The organism is Afipia massiliensis (assembly GCF_014203115.1).
Lineage (GTDB): Bacteria > Pseudomonadota > Alphaproteobacteria > Rhizobiales > Xanthobacteraceae > Afipia > Afipia massiliensis.
The window spans coordinates 626,060-648,166 of the sequence record NZ_JACHIJ010000002.1 but is presented as its reverse complement, the minus strand read 5'-3'; the positions used below and the strand labels follow the sequence as shown (position 1 = coordinate 648,166).

Genomic DNA, 22,107 nt, shown 5'->3' with positions numbered 1-22,107 from the left:
TCAACAAATGCCGTAACCCAGCGCTCACCGCTGGGTTTTTTGATGATCGCGTCCGCCGTTGCGACCCTCGCCAGTTTCTCCGCAGCCTCGGCGCAATCGCCGGCGAAGGGATCGCCTGAACACATCAAGGCAGTCACTTCCGGGGTCGATCAAAACTCCATCAAGGCCAACACCGCGACATCGAATGACTGGCCGGCCGTTGGCCTCGATTACGGCGAGACCCGTTTCAGCAAGCTGAAGCAGATCAACACCGATAACGTCAAAAATCTCGGCCTGATGTGGACGTACAACCTTGAATCGTCACGCGGAGTTGAAGCCACGCCCGTTGTCGTCGACGGGATCATGTACGTGACCGCGTCATGGAGCGTCGTGCATGCCATCGACGTCCGCACCGGCAAGAACATATGGACCTTCGATCCGGAGGTGTCGCGCAGCATCGGCTATAAAGGTTGCTGCGACGTCGTGAATCGCGGCGTTGCCCTTCACAAGGGCAAGATCTTCGTCGGCGCCTATGATGGGCGGCTGATTGCTCTCGATGCCGTAACTGGCAAAAAGGTCTGGGAAAAAGACACGCTCATCGACAAGGAGCATCTGTACACGATCACCGGCGCGCCTCGCGTCGTGAACGGGAAGGTCGTGATCGGTAACGGCGGTGCGGAGTACGGCGCGCGAGGTTACGTCACAGCTTATGACGCCGAAACCGGCAACCAGGCCTGGCGATGGTTCGTCGTTCCCGGAGATCCGGCCAAGCCTTACGAAGATGAATCGATGGAGAAGGCCGCTAAAACGTGGGATCCGGCGGGCAAATACTGGATCAACGGCGGCGGCGGAACCGCATGGGACACCATCACCTTCGATCCCGAGTTGAACCTCGTCTATATCGGGACCGGCAACGGCTCGCCCTGGAATCGTCATCTCCGCAGCCCTGCGGGCGGTGACAATCTGTACCTCGCGTCGATTGTCGCGCTGAACGCAGATACCGGAAAATACGTCTGGCACTATCAGGAAACGCCGGGCGATCACTGGGACTATACCTCGACCCAGCCGATGATCCTTGCGGACATCAACATCGACGGCGCGCCGAGGAAAGTCATTCTTCACGCGCCGAAGAACGGCTTCTTCTTCGTCATCGATCGCACCAACGGCAAGTTCATCTCGGCGAAGAACTTCGTCGATGTGAACTGGGCCACGGGGTACGACGCCAACGGGCGGCCGATCGAGGTTGCTGCGGCGCGCGATCCGGAAAAGGGAATGGACAGCATCCCGGGCCCGTACGGCGCTCACAACTGGCACCCGATGTCGTTCAATCCGATGACCGGTCTGGTCTATTTGCCGGCGCAAAACGTGCCGCTGCATCTGACCCCGCAGAAAGACTGGAAGCATAACGCCAACAAGCCCGGCGATTTCGGCGGCAATGTCGGCTGGAACACCGGATTCATCCTGAACGCGACGCCGCCCAAGAGCCTGCCGTTTGGCCGGCTCATCGCATGGGACCCGGTAAAGCAGAAAGAAGCCTGGAAGCAGGAATATGTTGCTCCGTGGAATGGCGGCACACTGACGACCGCAGGCAACCTTGTGTTCCAGGGGACGGCTGACGGACGCTTCATCGCCTACAATGCAACGTCAGGCGAGAAGCTCTGGGAAAGCCCGACAGGAACGGGCGTCGTCGCGGCCGCCTCAACCTATATGCTCGACGGCGTACAATATGTGTCGGTTGCGGTCGGGTGGGGCGGCGTGTTCGGCGTCGCCGTGCGTGCGACCGAGAACAACAACCCGGGCAGGGTCTACACCTTCGCCATCGGCGGCAAGGCACCATTGCCGGAGATGACAAAGTACCAGATGGAGAGCCTTGTCGCGGGCGTGAAATACGATCCGGCAGATGTCGGGCCGGGGACGGCGCTCTACGTCAGCAGTTGCGTCACATGCCATGGCGTGCCGGGCGTCGATAAGGGCGGCAATGTCCGAAACCTCGGATATGTCGGCCCCGAGACGATCGCGAACCTGAAGAACTTTGTCTTCAAGGGTCCGCATGTCGACAAGGGCATGCCGGACTTCACTGGCAAGCTGAGTGAAGACGATGTCGTCAAGATCATCGCGTTCATTCAGGGCACGGCGGACGCAATTCGTCCGAAGTGAGTCGCCGCCTTCCGGCGCGTGGCGCGAGTCGTTTTGACTTTCGCTGCGTTCACCTACCGTCATTCCGGGTCTGCGCCAGGACGCAGCCCGGGATGACGAGGTGGCAGGATGATTGATAAGTCGGCAACAAATCCAAAGACTAAAAAACAAGTGTGCCCTGGCGCAGACTGTGCAAGCGGGTTGCGCGGTGACCCGGTCTAACCTATTGAAGCCGTCATGCGCTCCTAGCCCGGCTGGATAGAGCATCAGATTTCGATTCCGAGGGTAGGGAGTTCGAACCTCTCGGAGCGCGCCAGCGATCCTTATGAAACCGATGTCAAAGAACTCTTCTCCGGAACGAAACAGGCTACCCCCTCCCGCGCTCGCAAAGGCGATGCTGGCGTTGCAGATGCAGCAACTTGGGGAAGCAGAACAGCTCGCGTCGCAAGTCCTGAAATCCGATCGCAGCAACACGCTTGCCGCAGAAATCCTTGGGCGCGCTCTTCTGGCGCAAAATCGCCTCGACGAGGCCATCGTGCACCTGGCGAAATTCGCGCGCAGGACCGACGAGCCATCGATCGAAACCTTGCTTGCGGGCATGCTCGCCACTGTCGGCCGCCGAGACGAAGCGCTGGATCATTTGCGGCGCGCCGTCGCCCGACGACCTCACTACATTCCGGCGTTTGTCGAACTCGCACTCCAGTTGCGCAAGAGCGGACAATTTGACGAGGCGATGACCGTCACCGAGAGCGGGCTGACGTTCGAGCCGCAATCGGCCGATCTGCAACTTGCCTTGGGATACGCTCTGGCGGACCGCAACGAGCGTATCCGGGCGCAGGCGGTGTTTGCCAAAGTCCACGCGGCGGAGCCGACGCATCACGACGCTCTGCTGGCTCTTGCGGCGGCGGTGATATGGGACGGCGACTACGGACGGGCCGCGGACCTCTACCGCCGCGCGCTAGCTATGAAGCCCCTGGATGATACGCGGATCCGTCTCGGGAAATGCTTGCTTGAACTCCGGCAGCCGGAGGAAGCGGAAGCACTCTTTCGCACAGCCACCCACGGGTTGAGCAAGTTAGCCGCCCATGCAGTTATAGCGATGGTGTCTGTATCGCACGGGCGAATTTTCCTGCAGCCAAGCGCGACGCTGGATTTTTTACGCGTCCGGAACAACTGACCGTTACGAGTGGAGGGGATTTGACATTCGCTACCCGGCTGACCACGCCTTCGGTGAAGCGAATGTCAAATCCAAACCTCCACTCAAATGTATTTGGTCCTTTGATTCTAACATTCGCAAAAGAGTGCTGCTGCAACGGGATGCGAATGTTAGAATCGGATCACTAGACCCGAAACCGACGCCGGTAAACGCCGGTCTCGCGAGACATCAGGCCTATGAGATCGTGCGTGCGCTGCGTGTCCTCTTCCGTGAAAACCGCGGTTTGCAAACTCCATTTTTCCCGCTTCACCGGAAAGCATTGAGCGACCGGCGTTCCTTTCGGCAGTACGCCACTGAAATTGGTGTCGCGCCACCGCGCCGGAAAGTGAATCCAGCCATCGCGATAGTTGTCGCAATCGACCCATCCCGTCAGCGTCGTAAAAGGCAAATCGAACCTGTTGACGGGATGCGTGAACAGCAGGGAGTAACCCTCCGGCGCTTCGATGGTCCAGAGATTGTGAAACTTGATCACGAAGCGGTCGGGTTCGAAGAACGGCGTGCCCGTCAATTGAGTGCTGTCGTGCAGCCCCAGCGGAGAGCGCGGGAAATTGATCGTACCGCATGGCGGCAAATCATTGTCCCAGGTAAACTCGCCGTTCTCGAACTTGATATCGCAGATCAGCGGGATCAGAAAACCCGACGTCATCGCATCCACGAACGGCGGGCAACGCTTCACAGTGTCGTTCTGGCCCCCCATAATCTCGCTGGACACCTCTTGCGGCATGGTTTTCAGCCAGTCCGGCAAGCCCTGCGCCGCAGGGATCGGCGGCGGCAACAGACCTTCGAGTTCTTTCGGGCAGCGAAACGTCAGCAATTGCGAGGTGTCAGGCGGGGGCATAACGGCAACAGTCTCAAAATCATGAGGTGGAATGTAATCCAGCTTGATGTTATCATTCACATTGCTTGCTCGCTACTCCTATGCTGGCGCAATGCGGACCAGCAACGACGCGCCGCTTGGATTTGCACTGCATTCGAACGAAATCCGAAGGGCGGGCCATCCTCGCGCCACCCATCCCCCTTAACGAAATTCCAACACAACAAAGCCAAAGTTGGGCTTCATCTGTTTCGTCCCGTTTGACGCCAGGTCATTTCCGACATGCGATTTTGGGTTCCAGCTACGATTTTGATCGCGTTGAGCGGCCCCGCGCATGCGGACCTGCGCATCACGCGCGATCACGGCGGATATGTCGAAGAGTACAAGGCCAAGTACCAGCGCATCCGCGCGCGGGGTGAGCGCGTCATCATCGACGGCATCTGCAATTCGGCCTGTACGATGGTGTTCGGCATCGTGCCGATGAACAAGATCTGCGTGACGCCGCGCGCCAGCCTCGGCTTTCATCTGGCTTATTACGACAAGGCCTACACATTCGGCCTCAAGGTCAACAGCAGCGCGGGGACGACGGATTTGATGTCGTACTACCCTCAGACTGTGAAGTCGTGGATCAGCCGCAACGGTGGCCTCACCAACGAGATGAAGAAGATCAAGAACGGCAGGGATCTCTGGCAGATTGTTGATCCGTGTCCGGAAGAGTTCTTCTGAAATTTCCATCGTGCTGGGGCGTCTCGCCCAACTAAAATTGGAGTTGCAGTCTCGCAATCTCTCTCCATGTCGTCCCGGCGAAGGCCGGGACCCATACTCCCTGAATTATCGATTTGAGGGACATGCCGGAGCAGGCTTCGTACCATCATCACCTCGTTCGATGGTTATGGGTCCCCGCCTTCGCGGGGACGACATTGAGTGTGATGCGACAGCGCGCGTCACTCCCACTTGTCCGATTCGATTTTCAAACAGCCACGCCTCATCGTTCTCGCGTCACGCGCGAGGTGAGCTTTTAGTTTTGCCCCTCAAACGCGCGCGCGAGGCTTGCCTCGTTCGCGCCCCTTAAAAAGCGAGGGGCATGGAGCGCCGCGAGGCGCACCTTGTCTTGTTTCGCTTCCGGCACCGCGTGCGAGACGGTGAACCTCCGGAAGCGCATCGCCTTGCGGCGCTCCATCAGCGGCGATTTTGGGCGAGGGGACCGTACTTCCGGGTGAGGACGGACGCTTTCACGTCCCGATCCGGCCGGCTTTCGCCGCCTTCATCCTCGCCGCGTCCAGCCGCGAACGGCAGAGCCACGTAGTTGGCCCGGACGGTGACCCCAGCCTCCCGGACGACATGGCTGCGAACCACGCGCGCGGGCGCCGCATCCTGCTCCGCCTCATGAGCGCCCTCGAGAAGCGCCCCTCACGAGCAGGACGTCTCGAACATAAGAGCGGTTCGGGGTGCGGGGATTTCTGTCCCCATCACGAAATGTTTCTGGAGGGCGTCATTTCGGCGCGCGTCTTCGCGCGAGACGGAATAACGGATCGTCGTCCCCGCGAAAGCGGGGACCCATACTCCCTGGGTTCTCAATAAGCGCGAGATGCTGGAGCAATCTTCCTGCCATCACCACGACGTTCGGTGGTGATGGGTCCCCGCTTTCGCGGGGACGCCATCGCGTGTTGAGCGAGCGCTGCGCTATTACCGTTTCGAGCTTGACCTAGAACGTCACCACGCCGCGGATCGATTGGCCGCTCTTCATTAGATCGAAGCCCTTGTTGATGTCGCTCAGCGGCATCACGTGCGTGATCATCGGATCGATCTGAATCTTTCCCTGCATGTACCAGTCGACGATCTTCGGCACATCGGTGCGGCCGCGCGCGCCGCCGAAGGCGGTGCCTTTCCAGACCCGCCCGGTGACAAGCTGGAACGGCCGCGTCGCGATCTCCGCACCCGATGGGGCGACGCCGATGACGATCGATTGTCCCCAGCCGCGATGGCAGGCTTCCAGCGCCTGACGCATTACGGTGACGTTGCCGGTGCAGTCGAACGTGTAGTCCGCGCCGCCGATCTGGTCTTCCTTGGTCTTGGTCATGTTGACCAGATGCGCGACGAGATCCTTGCCGACCTCGGTCGGGTTGACGAAGTGCGTCATGCCGAAGCGTTCGCCCCGCGCCTTGCGGTCATTGTTGATGTCGACGCCGATGATCATGTCCGCGCCGGCGAGCCGCAGGCCCTGCAGCACATTCAATCCGATGCCGCCGAGGCCGAACACGATGGCTTTGGCGCCTTGTTCGACCTTGGCGGTGTTGATGACCGCACCGATGCCGGTGGTGACGCCGCAGCCGATGTAGCAGACCTTGTCGAACGGCGCGTCATCACGGATTTTCGCCACGGCGATTTCCGGCAGCACGGTGTAGTTCGCAAACGTCGAGGTGCCCATGTAGTGATGGATCGGCTTGCCGCCGAGGGAGAAGCGGGAGGTGCCGTCCGGCATCAGGCCCTGTCCCTGCGTGGCGCGGATCGCGGTGCAGAGATTGGTCTTGCGCGACAGGCAGGACGGGCACTGGCGGCATTCCGGCGTATACAGCGGAATGACGTGATCGCCTTTCTTGACGCTGGTGACGCCGCGACCCACGTCAACCACAACACCCGCGCCCTCGTGGCCGAGGATCGCTGGAAAGAGACCTTCCGGATCGGCGCCGGACAGGGTGAATTCATCGGTGTGACATATGCCGGTCGCCTTGATCTCGACCAGCACCTCGCCCTCACGGGGGCCTTCGAGTTGAACGGTGGTGATCTCGAGCGGTTTACCGGCTGCGATGGCGACGGCGGCGCGAACATCCATGAACTGAACCCTTGTGCTTTGCATGATGCCGGTCTGCGTTTTTTGAACGCGTGGCCCGGCATATTTGATGATTGCCCGACACCATAGGATCGGGCAAGCAGTTGCGCAAATGAGCCCGTCGCCGCCCGAGTCAACGTTCGAATCGATTGCCGCGCGGGCCGCGCCGGCGGTCTTCGTCGTGCTGTGGAGTACCGGATTCATCGGCACCAAGTATGTGCTGGCCGGAGCCGAGCCGCTGACCTATCTCGCGGTGCGCATGGTCCTTGCGGTGCTGCTGATGGGCGTGATTGCGGCCATTTACCGGGCGAAATGGCCGAACCGCATTGATGTGATGCACAGCGCGATCTCCGGACTTCTAGTCCATGGCTTTTATCTCGGCGGGACGGCGGTTGCGATTTTCCATTCCGTGCCGGCGGGATTGTCCGCGCTGATCCCGGGCCTGCAGCCGATCCTGACATCGACGCTCGCGAACCGCTGGCTCGGCGAGCGCGTGACGCCGCTGCAATGGACGGGGCTGTTGATGGGCCTTGCAGGAACGCTGATCGTTCTGCACGGCCGTTCGCTGTCGGGAGACGCGGGCTGGGGCTGGCTCGCCACCTGCGTCGCCCTGATCAGCATCACGCTCGGCACGCTCTATCAGAAGCGCTACTGCAGCCACATCGACTGGCGCTCCGGAAATTTCATTCAGTTCGTGTCGGCCGGTTTGCTGTTTGCTCTCGGCGCCTGGCTGTTCGAGACGCGCGTGATCGTCTGGAATCACGAATTCGTATTCGGGCTCTTGTGGCTGGTGGTCGTGCTGTCGGTCGGATCGATCGGACTGCTGTACTGGCTGATACGCCATTCGGCCGCCACGCAGGTCGCGAGCCTGTTCTACCTCGTTCCCGGCGTCACCGCGATCATGGCCTATGTATTGTTCGACGAGCGGCTGGACATGCTCTCGATCGCCGGCATGGTGATCTGCGCGGCGGCGGTGCTGCTCGTGAACAGGAGCACGACTGCCGCACGCAAGGCTTAAGGCGAGCAGGCTTAAGGTGAGCGCGTTTTGGCGTAAGCCGCGAGCGCACGGGCACGTGCGGCCTTGTGATCAACGATCGGTTCCGGATAGGTCTTTCCAAGCGTGACGCCGGCGGCCGCAAGCTCCATCGGTGTGGCGTCCCACGGCTGATGGATCAGCGTGGCCGGAAGACGCGCGAGTTCCGGCACCCACTTCGACACGTACGTGCCGTCTGGATCGAACTTCTCACCTTGCAGGATCGGATTGAAAACGCGGAAATACGGTGCGGCATCGGCGCCGGAGCCCCCGACCCATTGCCAGCTTGCGGGATTGCTGCCCGGGTCGGCATCGACCAGCGTATCCCAGAACCATTTCTCACCGTCGCGCCAGTCGATCAGCAGATGCTTGACGAGAAACGACGCCACCACCATGCGCACGCGGTTGTGCATGATGCCGGTGTGCCAGAGTTCGCGCATGCCGGCATCGACAATGGGATAACCGGTTCGGCCGTGCTGCCATGCGCGCAAGGCTTTCGCATCTCTGCGCCACGGAAATGCATCGAACGACGGCTGAAGATTCTTCTCCGCCAGTTGCGGAAGATCGAACAGCAAATGCCGCGAGAACTCGCGCCAGCCAAGCTCGCTCAGGAACTTTGCGGCACCGGAGGCGATGGCGGGTTTTCTCGCCGCGGCGAAATTGGCGGCATGCCAGACCTGACGCGGACTGATTTCACCGAACCGCAGATGTGGCGACAGCCTTGAGGTGCCGTCGCGATCGGGACGGTCACGCAACGATGCGTAGCCCGCGATGTCGTTGTCGAGAAAATCCTTGAGGCGCTCCTGCGCCGCGGCTTCGCCCGGCGTCCACGTCTCACGGAGCCCTGCGGCCCAATCGGGGCGCGTCGGCTCAAGATTCCACAACGCAAGATCGTCGCTGGCAACCTTTGGTCCGGCTTTTAGCGTCTTCGGTGCGGGCAGGGGTTGCGGCGGATCGCCCATACTCAGAACGCGTTTCCAGAATGGCGTGAACACGCGCAGGCCACGGCCTTCCTTGTTGCGGAGGCTCGTCGGCTTCACCAGCAGGTCGCTCGGAAAGCTGCGCGCTGCGACGCCGATCTCATCGAGTGCCGCACTGACGTCGCGCTCGACGGCGGCCTGGCTCGGGATATCGCTCTCGATCCAATGGACCGCAGATGCCTGAATCTCCTGCGCAAGGTCTGCGATGACTTTCGCGGCGGGCCCCCGGCGAAGCACCAATGTCTGACCGCGCGCCGTGAGGCTTTCTTGCAGGCTCCGTAGCGACTGCGCGAGCCACCAGCGTGACGCGCTGCCGATGGGACGTCCGTCCGGCGGGCACAGGGAGCCGCTCTCTTCGTCCATCACATAGAGGCAGAGCAGCGGTGCGCCGCTCGATGCGGCGGTGTGCAGGGCTGGATGGCCGGAGAGCCGCAGATCGTCGCGGAACCAGACGATTAAAGGGGGAGCTGAAGGACCTGTCATTGCGCCGGCGATCCTGACCCATAGCGGTGGTGCCGGAAAGCCCGTTAATCGGGCGGTAAATATATACTGTCAAAATTTATCGATTTTGAACGGAATGCATTTCGGAGACGACGCGATGGCACTCGGGTTGGGGAAGAATTCCGGCAGTTTCCTGAAGTTCAAGCTCGGAACCAAGGCAACGATCTGCGCGGCGGTCCTGATCGCGGCAACCACCTCAATGGTGGTCGGGGCGGCCTACTGGTCGCTGAGCAAGGAGTTCGAGGCCCGCGGCAAAGCCGAGATCGAAACCAGCCTTCGCACGCTGGCTCTGGCCTTTGCCGAGACCTACGGCGACGCCAGGGTCACCATCAAGGACGGGATCGTCAGCCGGGCCGAAATTCCCGCGATGCCGGAGTTCAAGGATCACAAGACGGTCGATCGCGCGACATCCTATGTCGGGGGGAATGCAACCCTGTTCGTGTATGACGACGCGAGCAAGCAGTTCATCCGCCGGACCACCAACGTCAAGAAGGAGAACGGCGACCGCGCTGTCGGAACCCAACTGGCGGCGGATCATCCGGGGCAGCCTGTCATCCGAAGCGGTCAGGCCTACAAGGGACCTGCGGTGTTGTTCGGCAGAAGTTTTATGACTGCCTATCAACCCGTGTTCGACGCCGCCGGGAAGATCGTCGGCATTCTCTACGTCGGGCTTCCGACCGAGCCGCTCGATGCCATGCTCCGGAACGCCATGATGATGATGACCATTGCTGCGGTGATCGGGGCTTTGCTCGTCCTCGCACTGACGATGCTGATCGTGCGCAGCGTCACGCGTCCGCTCCGGTCCGTCACGGATACTCTGACGTCGCTCGCGGAAGGCCAGCCCAATGTCACCATCGAGCATGTCGATCGCCACGACGAGATCGGCTCCATCGCCCGGACCATCGGTGTGTTCAAGACGAACTCGCTCGAACGCCGTCGGCTCGAAGCCGAACGCAAGACCGCAGAGGCGGAGGCCGCGCAGCGCCGAAAGGCGGAACTGCAAAGCTTCGTGGATGAATTCCAGTCCAACGTCGGCGGAATCATCGACAAGGTTCTGCATTCGTCCGGCGAATTCGAAAGCGCGGCACAAAAACTGACCGAAACAGCGCGCAGCACGGCGCATCTGTCGAAGTCGTCCGCCGACGCATCGACGCAGGCATCGGAGCACGTGCGCAACGCGGCGGCGGCATCCGAGGAACTGACCAGCTCAATCGCCGAGATCGGCCGCCGGGTTCAGGAGTCGAACGGGGTGGCCGCCAATGCGGTGAAGCAGGCCGCCGCAACCGACGAGCGGATGGCTGAGCTGTCGCGCGCGGGCGACCGCATCGGCGATGTGGTGAAGCTCATCACGTCGATTGCCGAGCAGACCAATCTTCTCGCGCTCAACGCCACCATTGAGGCGGCGCGGGCAGGCGAGGCGGGACGAGGTTTCGCGGTGGTCGCGCAGGAAGTCAAAACTCTGGCGGGGCAGACCGCGAAAGCCACCGACGAGATCAGCAGCCATATCGTCAACATGCAGTCCGCGACGCAGGAGTCGGTCTCCGCGATCAAGGCTATCGGCCAAACTATCGAACACATCAACAAGATCGCCACGTCGATTGCGGCGGCGGTGGATCAGCAAGGGGCTGCGACGCAGGAAATCGCGAAAAGCGTTCAGGCCGCCGCGACCGTCACGACCGAGGTTGCCGCCAATGTCGGGGAAGTCGCCCATGGCGCGAACCGGACCGGCGAGACATCGGACGATATCCTGAAGTCGGCGCAGGCGCTGAGCGGCGAGAGCCTGCACCTTCAGGCTGAGGTCGGGCGTTTCCTCGATGGTGTCAGGGCGGCCTGAGGTTTGGCCGCCTGAATTTGCGCCGCATGTGCAACCGGATCGGCAGCCGTACGTAGTTGTTGCTACAAGCCATTGCCGTCCGGGAGGATCACTTGAAGCGGAATGCCGTTCTCTACATCGCCACGTTGCTGGTGATGGTCCCGATCGATTTCCTGTTTCTGGGACTTGTCGCAAAGAGCTTTTTCACGTCGCAGGTCGGCGACATGCTGGGCACGGTCCGGCTTGCGCCGGCGATCCTGTTCTATCTGCTGTATGCCGTCGGTATTCTGATCTTCGTCAGCGCCGCGCCTGACGCGAACTGGCGGTTCACGCTGCTCTATGGCGCGCTGTTCGGATTTTTCTGTTACGCGACATTCGAGCTGACATCGTTGGCGCTGTTGAAGCACTGGACCTGGCCGGTGGTGCTGGTGGACGTCGCGTGGGGATCGTTCGTAACGGCGTTGTCGTCCACGCTCGGGCTGCTGATCGCAAACTGGCTGACGCCGCGCATGTGATGGCATGGCTGCGACACAAGAGACTTCAATAAAAAAGGGACGCGATGCGTCCCTTTTTCTCAGGCTGTTATAGCCGCGGGTTACTTCGGCTGCGGAACGATCCGGATATAAGGCTTCGGCGATTTCCAGCCGCCCGGATAGATCGTCTTGGCTTCGTCGTCGGTGACCGAACCAGCGATGATGACGTCTTCGCCCTGTTTCCAGTCGGCGGGGGTGGCGACGCGATGCTTGGCCGTCAGTTGCAACGAGTCGATCACGCGAAGGATCTCGTCGAAGTTGCGCCCGGTGGTCATCGGATAGACCAGCACCAGCTTCACCTTCTTGTCAGGGCCGATAACGAACACGGTGCGCACCGTGGCATTGTCGGCAGCGGTGCGGCTGTTGGCGTCACCCGACGTGCTCGCCGGCAGCATGTTGTAGAGCTTTGCAACCGCGAGATCGGTGTCGCCGATCATCGGATAGTTCGGCGCAAATCCCTGGGTCTCCTTGATGTCGGCGCCCCATCTGGTGTGGTTATCGACCGGATCGACGCTCAGGCCCATCAGTTTAACACCGCGCTTGTCGAATTCCGGCTTCAGCCGCGCCAGCGTCCCGAGTTCGGTGGTGCAAACGGGGGTGAAGTCCTTTGGGTGCGAGAACAGCAGGGCCCAGCTGTCGCCGATCCAGTCGTGAAATTTGATGCGTCCCTCGGTGGTGTCAGCCTCGAAGTCGGGCGCCACCGCGCCAATCTGAATTGTCATGTTTCTGGCCTCACGTACTTGGAGTTGCGAGGAAAATCTCGCGCTCGAGATATAGCGACGAAGATCCCAAAACGAAACCGTGTGGCGAAAAGGGCAATATCCTTCTCGCGCGCCACCGTGCTTCAGAAAATCTCTGCTGCTCTGGGGCGGATTAATGGATGTTCATAATCGTCGGCTGCGCGCTCACTTTTCTGCGATGTCTCGAATTTGACTTTGATGCGCCGCACCGCCGCCGGTTCCGATTGCCATTTGTGAACCTGGCGGGCGGTCAGTGCGACCAATCCGCAACCATAAGAGAAAGAAGCGTGCTCCGAATCGCTTTATTAACGCTTCGTTTACACCCGCGTGAAAAAGCTGCGGGATACAAAAAGAGAAAAGTAACATGACGTCCGCCTCGCTCATCTCGAACGCACCGCTTTCCGAACTGATCCGGAAAATCGAAACCGGCTCCATTGCCGACCGTGATGTATCCGCCACCGCACTCGCTTTCGTGCGCGATGGCGTGATCACGGGCGAGGGGCCCACAACCGCCGGACGGGTTCATTTCTCCAGGGCGCTGGACGCGGATGACGCAGCCTGGTGCGCGCGAATTCTCACCGCTGCGGCGAACACCAACGAGCCTGTCAGCCGCGCTGAAGCCGAAACACTTTTCGAGATCAATAAGGCCGCGACCGAGCGCAGCGACGATGGCCGTTTCGACGATCTTTTCGCCAAGGCGATCGTGCATCACGCAGCAGCAGCTTCCGGCCTGCCGGTTCCGCCGCGCTCCGTTGCCCTGTCACCCGACACCTCGATCGAGAGCTGGGCGCCCACCACGGCCGTCGGTGTGAACACCGAAGTGCTGGAGTGGATCGCGAAGCAGATGCGCGGTACGCGCCGCAACAACCGCGCGCTTGCAGCTCTGGTCGCCACCCTGATCGGCGCGGCGACCCTGCCGCTGGCCCATACGCTGCCGAACTTCCTCGACCTCGGAATGTAAGGCGCGCTCTTGCGTAAAAGCGGCAGGCGCTACCTTGCGCCTGCTGTCTTGACTGTCTCCGGAAGGCCGACCGTCCGCCCCGGAAATCCCGCCGCATCGAAATAGCGCTGATCCAGTACGCGCTGGAATTGCAGCACCGTGCGCAAGCCGTTGGCGGCGCGCGGGCCTGCGATTGTCCCGGTGAACCCCTTGGGCGTGACGCCGTTGGGCATGGCCTCCGTCAGCACCCGGCCGACGAGCGAGCCTTTCGGCTTGCGGTCGAGGCCGAGAAGCTTCGCGGCGGTGACTCCGACGTCTGCGTTGCTGACCGGAAGGGTATCGATGTAGCCGGTTTTGAAATCCGGCCCGATGGCCGCCATGAAGTTCATGGTGTCGCCGCGGCTGAAACTGCCGTGCATGCCCTGGCCCTGCCGCAGCACCGTGTCGGCGACCGAGACCGTACACAATGTCGGCTCGTCGCAGCCGGAGGTGTAGGAACGGAAACTGACGACAATCGACGGATGCGGAGTCACGGCCTTGCCGCGCAGGTTGAATACCGACAGCGGCAACGTTCCGGGAAATCGCCCCAGATCGTTCTCCACGAAAATGCCGCTGACGTAATCCTGTGAGAGAAGCGCCTTGACGATGCGCCCGGCAAGCTTGCGATCCTTCTGGCGACCCTTCTTGGGCAAATAGATCAAATCCGAACCGCCGTTGGTCGCGACCACGACGTCGGGCTTTTCAGGGTTTGCGCCGAGCAGGCCGCTGCCAAATCTCGGATGCGCGTTGTCGGGAACGCGCGCGTTCTTGTTGTTCGGATCGAACAGCGGAAGCTTGAGCGCCTTTGCAAGATCGATGGCGAGAAATCCCAAGGGCAGAAAGCCCTTCGGGGTGTCGTCATAGGTGATCTTCGTTGATGGGCTGGTCTTGCTTTCCTTCGAGATGGTCGAGAAACCGTGATCGGAGGCGACGATGATGTTCGTCGTGTCCGACAGGCCGAGCTCGTCGAGTGCGTTGCGGATCTGCGTGAGGTTGTCGTCGGCGTTCCTGATCCCTGCAAGCGAGGTGGGACCGTTGATGCCGGGCGTGATCGTGTTCAGGCTGTCGCCGTGGTTGTGCTGCGCGCCGTCCGGATCGCGTGACCAGAACACCAGCACGAACGGCTGGTTGCGCGCCTTGAACATCGGCAGAATGATTTTCGTGGTGACATCGGCGAAATAGGCTTGCTGCGCGACGTTGGCGACAAGCGTACCCGGCGTCTTGAAGTCTCCGGCCTTTCGGCTTTCACCGCGCGACGGCGTCACCAGTGGCAGATTGGCTTTTGTCAGCGCGTCCTTCATCTCCTGCGAGAGTGGCACGCCGTTTTTCTCGCCGGTCGTGTCGTCGATCACAATCGAATGCAGCCCCGGCTGGTCGGCGCGGTCGGTGTGGTCGAAGATCAGGGTCGGGCCAACCTTGCCCAGTGCGGCGGTGCTGTATCCCTTCTCGCGGGCGAGCTTCAGGATCGTCTCTTCGTTGAGAAAATCGCCGCCGAAATGCTCGTCGAGTTCGCCCAGCACCGCATTGTTCTGGAGGAACGGCACGACCGTTCCGTTGGCGTTCGCCACCGGATAGCCGGTATAGATCGTGTTGCTGAAATCGCCGGTGTCGCCGAGATAGTGTCCGGTGGCCATGGCCGACGCATTGGCGGTGGTAAAGGTCGGGAAAAGCGAGTGCGGATTGGCGAAATTGACGCCCTTGTCGCGCAATGCAGCCATGGCCGGCGCGGTTTCCGGTTTCACCATCAGTGCTCGCATGCCATCAGGTACGAAGAGAATGAGGTTGCGGGGGCGGTCATTTTGGGCGAAAGCCGCCATGCTCGACAGGGCGAGGGCGCAGGTAGCTGTCAATAGGATTGTGCAGCGCATTGGTTTCCCTGTCAGGGCCAGTTTTCTATTGAGACGACAAGCCGAAGGCCAGTAGATGTAGTTTCCCTGTGCAACGGAATTGTTACAATCCCCGGCACATGCCAAACAGGTGCCTCTGGCCCCGGGTCGGTCCTGCCCTCAAGACAAGAAGATCAAGTCAAACCCCATGTTCAAAAAGATACTGATCGCCAATCGCGGCGAAATCGCTTGCCGGGTCATCAAGACCGCGCGCCGGATGGGCATCAAGACTGTCGCTGTGTATTCGGACGCTGACCGCGACGCGCTCCATGTCGAGATGGCTGACGAAGCCGTCTTCATCGGACCGCCGCAGGCCGCCGAGAGCTATCTCGTCATGGAGAAGATTATCGAGGCCTGTCGCCAGACCGGGGCAGAGGCCGTGCATCCGGGTTACGGGTTCCTGTCCGAGCGCGAGGCGTTCCCGCGCGCGCTCGAAGCGGCGGGTATCGTGTTCATCGGTCCCAATCCCGGCGCGATCGCCGCGATGGGCGACAAGATCGAGTCGAAGAAGGCGGCGGCCAAGGCCAAGGTTTCGACCGTGCCGGGCCATCTCGGCGTGATCGATGACGAGGTGCATGCCGTCAAGATCGCCGACGAGATCGGTTATCCCGTCATGATCAAGGCGTCGGCCGGCGGCGGCGGCAAGGGCATGCGCATCGCGCATTCGAAATCCGAAGTCGCGGAAGGCTTCAACCTCGCCAAGGCCGAAGCGAAAGCGTCGTTCGGCGACGACCGCGTCTTCATCGAGAAGTTCATCGTTGATCCGCGCCACATCGAAATCCAGCTCATCGGCGACAAGCACGGCAACGTGATTTATCTCGGCGAGCGTGAATGCTCGATCCAGCGCCGCAACCAGAAGGTGATCGAGGAGGCGCCGTCGCCGTTGCTCGACGAGGCCACCCGCCGCAAGATGGGCGAACAGGCCGTCGCGCTCGCAAAGGCCGTGAGTTACGATTCCGCCGGCACGGTGGAATTCGTCGCGGGTCAGGACAAGAGCTTCTACTTCCTCGAAATGAACACGCGGCTTCAGGTCGAGCATCCGGTGACCGAACTCATCACCGGCATCGATCTGGTCGAGCAGATGATCCGCGTCGCAGCCGGCGAGAAGCTCGCGCTGGCGCAGAAGGACGTCACGCTGACCGGCTGGGCGGTCGAGTCGCGTGTTTACGCGGAAGATCCGTTCCGGAATTTCCTGCCGTCGATCGGGCGTCTCGTGAAGTATCGTCCGCCTGCGGAGAGCAAGGTGGGCGACATCACCGTGCGCAACGACACCGGCGTGCAGGAAGGCGGCGAGATTTCGATCTATTACGATCCGATGATCGCCAAGCTGGTGACCCACGCGTCATCCCGCGCCGCCGCCATTGAGGCGCAGTCGCAGGCGCTGGATGCGTTCTATATCGACGGCATTCGCCACAACATCCCGTTCCTGTCGGCGCTGATGAATCATCCGCGCTGGCGCGAAGGCAATCTGTCGACCGGCTTTATCGCCGAGGAATTTCCCAAAGGCTTTGGCCCGCGCACGCCGGAAGGCGAAACCGCGCATCGTATCGCCGCGGTCGGTGCGGCCGTCGATCACATTCTGGGCGAGCGCAAGCGGCAGATTTCCGGCCAGTTGAATGGCCGCGCCGTATCGCGCGAACGGCGACGCTCGGTCTGGCTCGACCGCAACGAAGTTCAGCTTGATGTCGCGCGCGACGGCGAGGGGATCGTTATTCGCCTGATCGCTGCCGATGGAAACCTCGGTCAGCCCGTGACGCTGCTCTCGAACTGGAAGCCCGGCGATCCGGTCTGGCAGGGCACTATTGCGGATCATCCTGTCGCCGTGCAGGTGCGGCCGATGCCGAACGGCTTCCGGCTCGCCTATCAGGGCTATGAACTCCCGGTGCAGGTGTTCACGGAAACCGAAGCCACTGCCGCGCGCCTGATGCCGGTGACGTCGGCTGCCGATACCGGCAAGAAGGTGCTGTGCCCGATGCCGGGACTCGTGATCTCGATCGCGGTGACCGAAGGACAGGACGTCAAGGCGGGCGAGACCCTTGCGGTGATCGAGGCGATGAAGATGCAGAACGTGCTGCGCGCCGAACGCGACGGCGTCGTAAAGAAAATCGCCGCCACGCCGGGCGCGACACTGGCCGTCGATGCGCTGATCCTCGAATTTGCGTGAGGGTGTGATGGCCCCGCAGGACAAGCGCGAAGCCTTTCGGGCCATCCTGTCGGGCAAGGACGTTATCAGGCCGGGGTCGGTTTATGATCCGATCTCGGCGCGCATCGCCGAAGATCTCGGGTTCGAGCTTGGACTGCTCGGCGGCTCTGCCGCGTCGCTGACGATTCTCGGCGACCCGGACCTCCTGCTGGTCACGCTGTCGGAACTGGCCGAGCAGGTGCGGCGCATCTGCCGCGCCGGAAAAATTCCCGTTCTGGTCGATGCCGATCATGGCTACGGCAATGCGCTCAATGTCCGGCGCACGGTGCAGGAGCTTGAGGCCGCTGGCGCAGCCGGTTTGACCATCGAGGATACGCTGCTGCCGCAGGCGTACGGGCAGGCCAAGCCGCAAGTCATCTCCATCAATGAGGGCGTCGGCAAGATGAAGGCGGCACTCGATGGCCGCTCCGATCTATCGCTGGTCATCGTCGGCCGCACAGGTGCTGCGTCGATCACCAACATCGATGACGCGGTGGCGCGTGCCAAAGCCTACGAAGCGGCAGGCGTCGATGCGCTGTTTTTCACCGGGTTGAAAACCCGCGCCGAACTTCAGGCAATTGCCGCCGCGACAAAACTGCCGATCATCATGGGCAGCGCTGACGGCGAACTCGCCGACACGGCCTTTCTCGCCGGTCAGCGCGTGCGCGTCGCCAATCAGGGACATGCGCCGATCGCAGTTGCGACGCAGGCGGTCTACGATACGCTGAAGGCGCTGCGCGACGGCACGCGGCCGAAGGACCTGAAGGGACTGCCCTCGGCGCAACTGACCAATCGCGTGATGCGCGATGCCGAGGTGAAGGCGCGCAGTGCGGATCTTCTGGGACTGAAGAAGTAGGGCATGATCCCGAAAAGCATGCCCTCGGGCTTGACCCGAGGGTGGGAACCGGTTTTCGGATAAGATTATGCTCCAATAGTCAGGGTGGTTCGATGGGCGACGTCATCCGCCACATCATCGTTCGAGGCAGGGTACAGGGCGTCGGATACCGCGCCTGGTTCGAAGACGAGGCCGTCGCGCGGGATCTTGCCGGATGGGCGCGCAACCGCAGGGACGGCACGGTGGAAGCGGTGCTCTCCGGTTCGGAAGACGCGGTCGCTGCTTTGATTGCGAAATGTCAGCACGGTCCCGGCATGGCGCGCGTGACGACTATCGATAATGAACCCGCGACTGAGGACATGCTGAATCTCCGCGCGTCGGGTGAGCGGTTCTCGGTGCTGCCGACAATCTGATCGTCGGCGCAGCTATCTCGCGCCGGCTTCCTTGCGGAATGTCGCGGCGAGAATACGCAGCGCCGCCCGTTTCGATGCGTCGCTGACGCGCGAGTAGAGCATCACCTTCGATGCGCTGAGCCGCGGCAACCCGAATGCCGGTCCGACATCGATCATGCCGGCGGGCGCGATCCTTTTCGCGAGCGGCGCGACCGCAAGGCCTGCGGCGGCCGCAGCCACGACAGCGCTTACGCCGCCGCCGATAAAGGCCTCGGTCCATTTGACGCGGGCCTTGTCGAGCGCGCGCGCCGCGGTGGCGCGAACGCCGCAAGGCGCGGCGAGCGTGGCGACGCGCAGTATGTCGCCCTTGGCCCAGTGGAAGCCGGGCGAGGCGAACCAGCCGAAGTCGTCGGTGCAGAGTATTTCCCCGCCGCGCCGGCTTCCTTCCTGACGCACCACGACGGCATCGAGTTCGCCGCTGTCGAAGGCATCCAGCAGCGTGCGCGAGAAGTCGATCGTCACTGCGAGCGTCAGCGACGACGATGCGCCGCGCAGCTTTTCGAGAATGGGCACCAGTTCGGGGCCCGCGGCGTGATCGCTGATGCCAAGCGTCAATTGCTGGCTCACGGGAGTGGACCCTGACAGTGCGCGGTCATGGGCGGCGATCAGCGCACGCGCATTGTCCTGAAAGGCCGCGCCGTCGGCGGTCAGCCGCACCGCGCGTGGCGAGCGCTCGACCAGCCGCTTGCCGAGCGTGGCCTCAAGGCGCTGCAGCTTCATGCTGACGGCGGCCTGCGTCGTGCCCAGCGCCTCGGCGGTACGGGTGAAGCTTTGCAGTTCGGCCACCAGCAGGAAGGCCTGAACGGTGGGAATATCAAGGGCGTTCATTTCATAATCACATATCGTTATGATTGATATATCTAATGATAAGATATCAATATGATGCGGCGAGGTCTAGCTTCTCTCCATGCGCTGCCGCGCAAATGTCAGGAGAAAGTCCATGCCCCTCATTACAGTCCAGTACACGTCACACCGGAACGCTCCGTCGCTGAAGGCCGATATCGCGTCCGCCATCAGCAAGCTGTCGGCTGACATCCTGCACAAGGACCCCAAGGTCACCGCGGTGATCGTGCAGTCCGTCGATGCGGCCGACTGGTTCGCCGGCGGGCAGTCGCTGGTCGAGCAGAAGCTGGCCAGCGTCTGGGTCGATATTCACATTTCCGACGGGACCAACAGCAAGGACGAGAAGGCCGATTTCATCGCCGCGACATTCAAGCGGATGGATGAGTTGCTCGGACCGCTGCACAACGAGAGCTACATCTACGTCCATGATGCGCGTGCGGATGCCTACGGCTTCGGCGGCCTGACGCAGGAACGGCGTTATATCGCCGGCAAGCTCGCGGCTGCGCCACGCAGCGCCGCGGCGTGAGAAAATAAAAAGCGGCTGGTGAGTGGAGCAGCCGCTCATCACTCGTCATGGCCGGGTCAAAGCCCGGCCAGGACGACGACAGACATTGCCGTGCTTCTCTCTCAGAGACTTCGATCAGTACCGATGTGAGGGGCAGCTTTCAGAATGCTGTTCCGCTGAACCAGAGCCAGATCATAGTCGGGCTTGAGCGCGATGGCGGAATCGAAGCTCGCGAGTGCTTCCGTATTCCGTCCAAGCTGCTGCAGGGCGAGGCCGCGGTTGTAGTAAAGTGTCGCGAGGTTCGGCTGCAGGACGATCGCCAGCCCGAGTTGCTGCTCCGCTGCCTCGAATCTGCGTTGCTGGAGCAAGGCGACGCCGAGCAGATAGGTCGCATCGGTGTGCTTCGGATCTGCTTCCAGAATGGCTCGATACACCCTTTCGGCTTTTGCGATCTGCCCGCGTTGATGGAGGTCCTTGGCCGCGTTGAGACTGGCCGGTCCCGCGCGCCGCAGCTCGACGTCGAGACTCTTCAGCAACCGCGACGCATCGGCATGATTGGGGTCGATATCCAGAATCTGGAGGCAGGCCTGCGCGGCGTCGTCAGGCTTGCCGTCTTCCTCCATTCGCTGCGCGCGCCTGAACACCACCGGCACGCTCAAGGGCTCAAGTGCGCCGCGCGGATTGCGCCGGTCATGCGTGCTCACGCGCAGGCACTCGACCCGGCGCTCGATGCCGCCGAAATCATACTTGTAAGGAAAGTCCCCGGTCTGGAGATCGTAGACCTTGAAGCCGTTCTGAATGCCCCAGCGGACGCAGTGCAGATGAAGCACGAAGCCGGGCGGGGGACGTTTGACGTTGATGTCGCGCCCGTTCAGCAGGCTGATCAGCGTGCGGTTCTTCCAGTCGATCAGGCTGGCCTGAATGCCGATCCGGTTCTCTCCCTGCCACAGGATCGGCAGGAACAGCGCGTTGTCCGCGAAACAGCACCGCAGCATGTTGCGGAAATTGCTCATCAGGCCGATGGGAAGTTTGGGATTGTACCGCGCGGCCAGCTTGGCGGCCCATTGCAACTCCCAGAACTTCAGGAGTACCTCGATGTCCGCTTCAATCGTCTCCGCTGTCGGCGTGGTGATCCTGTATTCGCCGTCTTCCGCCTGTCTCAACGCGGCGCGCGCATTCCGCCGCGCCTTCGCGTCGAGCCGCTCATAGAGGAAGGCATCCCAGTCGCTCGGCAAATTCACGTAAACGTAGATGTCGTGATCGATGCCGTCGCCATCATCCGGGCGTTGGATTTTTTCAGTGATGAAATCCGATGAAGGAAACTCATCCAGAAACATCTTGAGACGTTCTGGCGACGCGAAGATGTTTTCAAGATGGAGTTTTGCCCAGTTCAGCCGCCTGGTGTGGTTCGCGAATGCGAGGATGACGTCGCGCTCAAATCGCGGATCGCAAATGAAACCGGTATAGCCTGCGAAATATCCGCCGCCGGTGCGCAGTTCGTTGTGGAATTTGCCGTCGCGGCTCAGTTCAGTCCGCAATTGCAGCGGGAAGAACCCGACATAGTCGGTTGAGCTGGCGTCCGCTTTCGCAGCCAGCACGATCCACTGGCAGCCGAGCTTTTCGAACCACCCTGCGATCCATGTCCAGGACATGTAGAACTGCGCTTCGGGGTCCGCTTGATACACAGCCTCCCAATTGCTCCGGACGCGGAGCAATTTGTCCCGGGTCTTGATCACATCCACATGCATGGCGTTGACCTTTGCTCCTGGGAGCGTCGGCGCGCGAATGAGCGGTGTCTGCAGATAAGGGCTGTTCTTGCTGTGGTCCCTTGCGTAACGGCGTAATCGTTC

General features: G+C 61.5%; 20 protein-coding genes and 1 tRNA gene. 12 read left to right on the top strand and 9 right to left on the bottom strand.

Annotated features, from left to right (window positions below; translation table 11 throughout):
- Nucleotides 1–42: 42 nt before the first annotated feature.
- The 3 genes from HNQ36_RS07975 to HNQ36_RS07965 all read left to right on the top strand — a co-directional run bounded on the left by HNQ36_RS07975 (nt 43) and on the right by HNQ36_RS07965 (nt 3,292).
- Nucleotides 43–2,136: a PQQ-dependent dehydrogenase, methanol/ethanol family gene (locus HNQ36_RS07975; protein ID WP_246395311.1), complete on the top strand. Its 2,094-nt coding sequence runs from the start codon at nt 43–45 to the stop codon at nt 2,134–2,136.
- A gap of 218 nt (nt 2,137–2,354) precedes the next feature.
- Nucleotides 2,355–2,431 (top strand) — tRNA-Arg (locus HNQ36_RS07970).
- A gap of 78 nt (nt 2,432–2,509) precedes the next feature.
- A complete protein-coding gene (locus tag HNQ36_RS07965) occupies nt 2,510–3,292 on the top strand; it encodes a tetratricopeptide repeat protein (protein ID WP_184083672.1) in 783 nt (260 codons plus the stop codon).
- Between the two features lie 163 nt (nt 3,293–3,455).
- On the opposite strand, the gene HNQ36_RS07960 is transcribed toward HNQ36_RS07965, so the two are convergent.
- A complete protein-coding gene (locus HNQ36_RS07960) occupies nt 3,456–4,169 on the bottom strand; it encodes a hypothetical protein (protein WP_184084125.1) in 714 nt (237 codons plus the stop codon).
- A gap of 258 nt (nt 4,170–4,427) precedes the next feature.
- On the opposite strand from HNQ36_RS07960, the gene HNQ36_RS07955 reads away from it, so the two are divergent.
- Nucleotides 4,428–4,871 (top strand): hypothetical protein, encoded by a 444-nt coding sequence (locus tag HNQ36_RS07955; RefSeq protein ID WP_184083670.1) that lies wholly within the window; start codon nt 4,428–4,430, stop codon nt 4,869–4,871.
- Nucleotides 4,872–5,163: 292 nt separating this feature from the next.
- Here HNQ36_RS07955 and HNQ36_RS07950 read toward each other — a convergent pair whose 3' ends face one another.
- A complete protein-coding gene (locus HNQ36_RS07950; RefSeq protein ID WP_184083668.1) occupies nt 5,164–5,325 on the bottom strand; it encodes a hypothetical protein in 162 nt (53 codons plus the stop codon).
- 525 nt (nt 5,326–5,850) lie between these two features.
- Nucleotides 5,851–6,978 (bottom strand): S-(hydroxymethyl)glutathione dehydrogenase/class III alcohol dehydrogenase, encoded by a 1,128-nt coding sequence (locus HNQ36_RS07945; protein ID WP_184083666.1) that lies wholly within the window; start codon nt 6,976–6,978, stop codon nt 5,851–5,853.
- 109 nt (nt 6,979–7,087) lie between these two features.
- Between HNQ36_RS07945 and HNQ36_RS07940 the strand changes: the two genes are divergently transcribed.
- A complete protein-coding gene (locus HNQ36_RS07940; protein ID WP_184083665.1) occupies nt 7,088–7,993 on the top strand; it encodes a DMT family transporter in 906 nt (301 codons plus the stop codon).
- A gap of 11 nt (nt 7,994–8,004) precedes the next feature.
- Here the strand turns inward: HNQ36_RS07940 and HNQ36_RS07935 are convergent, their stop codons facing one another.
- The gene (locus tag HNQ36_RS07935; RefSeq protein WP_184083663.1) at nt 8,005–9,471 is read right to left on the bottom strand and encodes a cryptochrome/photolyase family protein; all 1,467 of its coding nucleotides are present in this window, start codon (nt 9,469–9,471) and stop codon (nt 8,005–8,007) included.
- Between the two features lie 115 nt (nt 9,472–9,586).
- Here HNQ36_RS07935 and HNQ36_RS07930 point away from each other — a divergent pair, with 115 nt between their 5' ends.
- Nucleotides 9,587–11,323, top strand: a complete 1,737-nt coding sequence (locus HNQ36_RS07930) for a methyl-accepting chemotaxis protein (protein WP_184083661.1) — start codon at nt 9,587–9,589, stop codon at nt 11,321–11,323.
- Between the two features lie 92 nt (nt 11,324–11,415).
- A complete protein-coding gene (locus tag HNQ36_RS07925) occupies nt 11,416–11,817 on the top strand; it encodes a DUF2177 family protein (protein WP_184083659.1) in 402 nt (133 codons plus the stop codon).
- Nucleotides 11,818–11,897: 80 nt separating this feature from the next.
- On the opposite strand, the gene HNQ36_RS07920 is transcribed toward HNQ36_RS07925, so the two are convergent.
- Both HNQ36_RS07920 and HNQ36_RS25925 read right to left on the bottom strand, forming a co-directional pair.
- Nucleotides 11,898–12,557: a peroxiredoxin gene (locus HNQ36_RS07920; protein ID WP_184083657.1), complete on the bottom strand. Its 660-nt coding sequence runs from the start codon at nt 12,555–12,557 to the stop codon at nt 11,898–11,900.
- Between the two features lie 183 nt (nt 12,558–12,740).
- On the bottom strand, nt 12,741–12,941 hold the full coding sequence (locus HNQ36_RS25925; protein WP_210311948.1) for a hypothetical protein: 201 nt from the start codon (nt 12,939–12,941) through the stop codon (nt 12,741–12,743).
- Between HNQ36_RS25925 and HNQ36_RS07910 the strand changes: the two genes are divergently transcribed.
- Nucleotides 12,940–13,536, top strand: coding sequence for a hypothetical protein (locus tag HNQ36_RS07910; protein WP_184083653.1), 597 nt, complete (start codon nt 12,940–12,942; stop codon nt 13,534–13,536). The genes HNQ36_RS25925 and HNQ36_RS07910 overlap by 2 nt on opposite strands.
- Before the next feature lie 29 nt (nt 13,537–13,565).
- On the opposite strand, the gene HNQ36_RS07905 is transcribed toward HNQ36_RS07910, so the two are convergent.
- The gene (locus HNQ36_RS07905) at nt 13,566–15,422 is read right to left on the bottom strand and encodes an alkaline phosphatase family protein (RefSeq protein WP_184083651.1); all 1,857 of its coding nucleotides are present in this window, start codon (nt 15,420–15,422) and stop codon (nt 13,566–13,568) included.
- A 166-nt stretch (nt 15,423–15,588) separates the two neighbouring features.
- Between HNQ36_RS07905 and HNQ36_RS07900 the strand changes: the two genes are divergently transcribed.
- From HNQ36_RS07900 to HNQ36_RS07890, 3 genes are all read left to right on the top strand, one after another.
- Complete coding sequence (locus tag HNQ36_RS07900) at nt 15,589–17,604, top strand: acetyl-CoA carboxylase biotin carboxylase subunit (RefSeq protein ID WP_184083649.1); 2,016 nt, start codon at nt 15,589–15,591, stop codon at nt 17,602–17,604.
- Between the two features lie 7 nt (nt 17,605–17,611).
- Complete coding sequence (locus HNQ36_RS07895; RefSeq protein WP_184083647.1) at nt 17,612–18,478, top strand: isocitrate lyase/PEP mutase family protein; 867 nt, start codon at nt 17,612–17,614, stop codon at nt 18,476–18,478.
- A 92-nt stretch (nt 18,479–18,570) separates the two neighbouring features.
- Entirely contained in the window at nt 18,571–18,870 is a 300-nt protein-coding gene (locus tag HNQ36_RS07890) for an acylphosphatase (protein WP_184083645.1), read from the top strand.
- 12 nt (nt 18,871–18,882) lie between these two features.
- Here HNQ36_RS07890 and HNQ36_RS07885 read toward each other — a convergent pair whose 3' ends face one another.
- Nucleotides 18,883–19,737 carry a LysR family transcriptional regulator gene (locus tag HNQ36_RS07885; protein ID WP_184083643.1) on the bottom strand — a complete coding sequence of 285 codons (855 nt, stop codon included), beginning with the start codon at nt 19,735–19,737 and terminating at the stop codon, nt 18,883–18,885.
- A gap of 112 nt (nt 19,738–19,849) precedes the next feature.
- Here HNQ36_RS07885 and HNQ36_RS07880 point away from each other — a divergent pair, with 112 nt between their 5' ends.
- Nucleotides 19,850–20,278, top strand: a complete 429-nt coding sequence (locus tag HNQ36_RS07880; RefSeq protein WP_184083640.1) for a tautomerase family protein — start codon at nt 19,850–19,852, stop codon at nt 20,276–20,278.
- 101 nt (nt 20,279–20,379) lie between these two features.
- Here the strand turns inward: HNQ36_RS07880 and HNQ36_RS07875 are convergent, their stop codons facing one another.
- Complete coding sequence (locus HNQ36_RS07875; protein ID WP_184083638.1) at nt 20,380–22,005, bottom strand: GNAT family N-acetyltransferase; 1,626 nt, start codon at nt 22,003–22,005, stop codon at nt 20,380–20,382.
- Nucleotides 22,006–22,107: the final 102 nt, after the last annotated feature.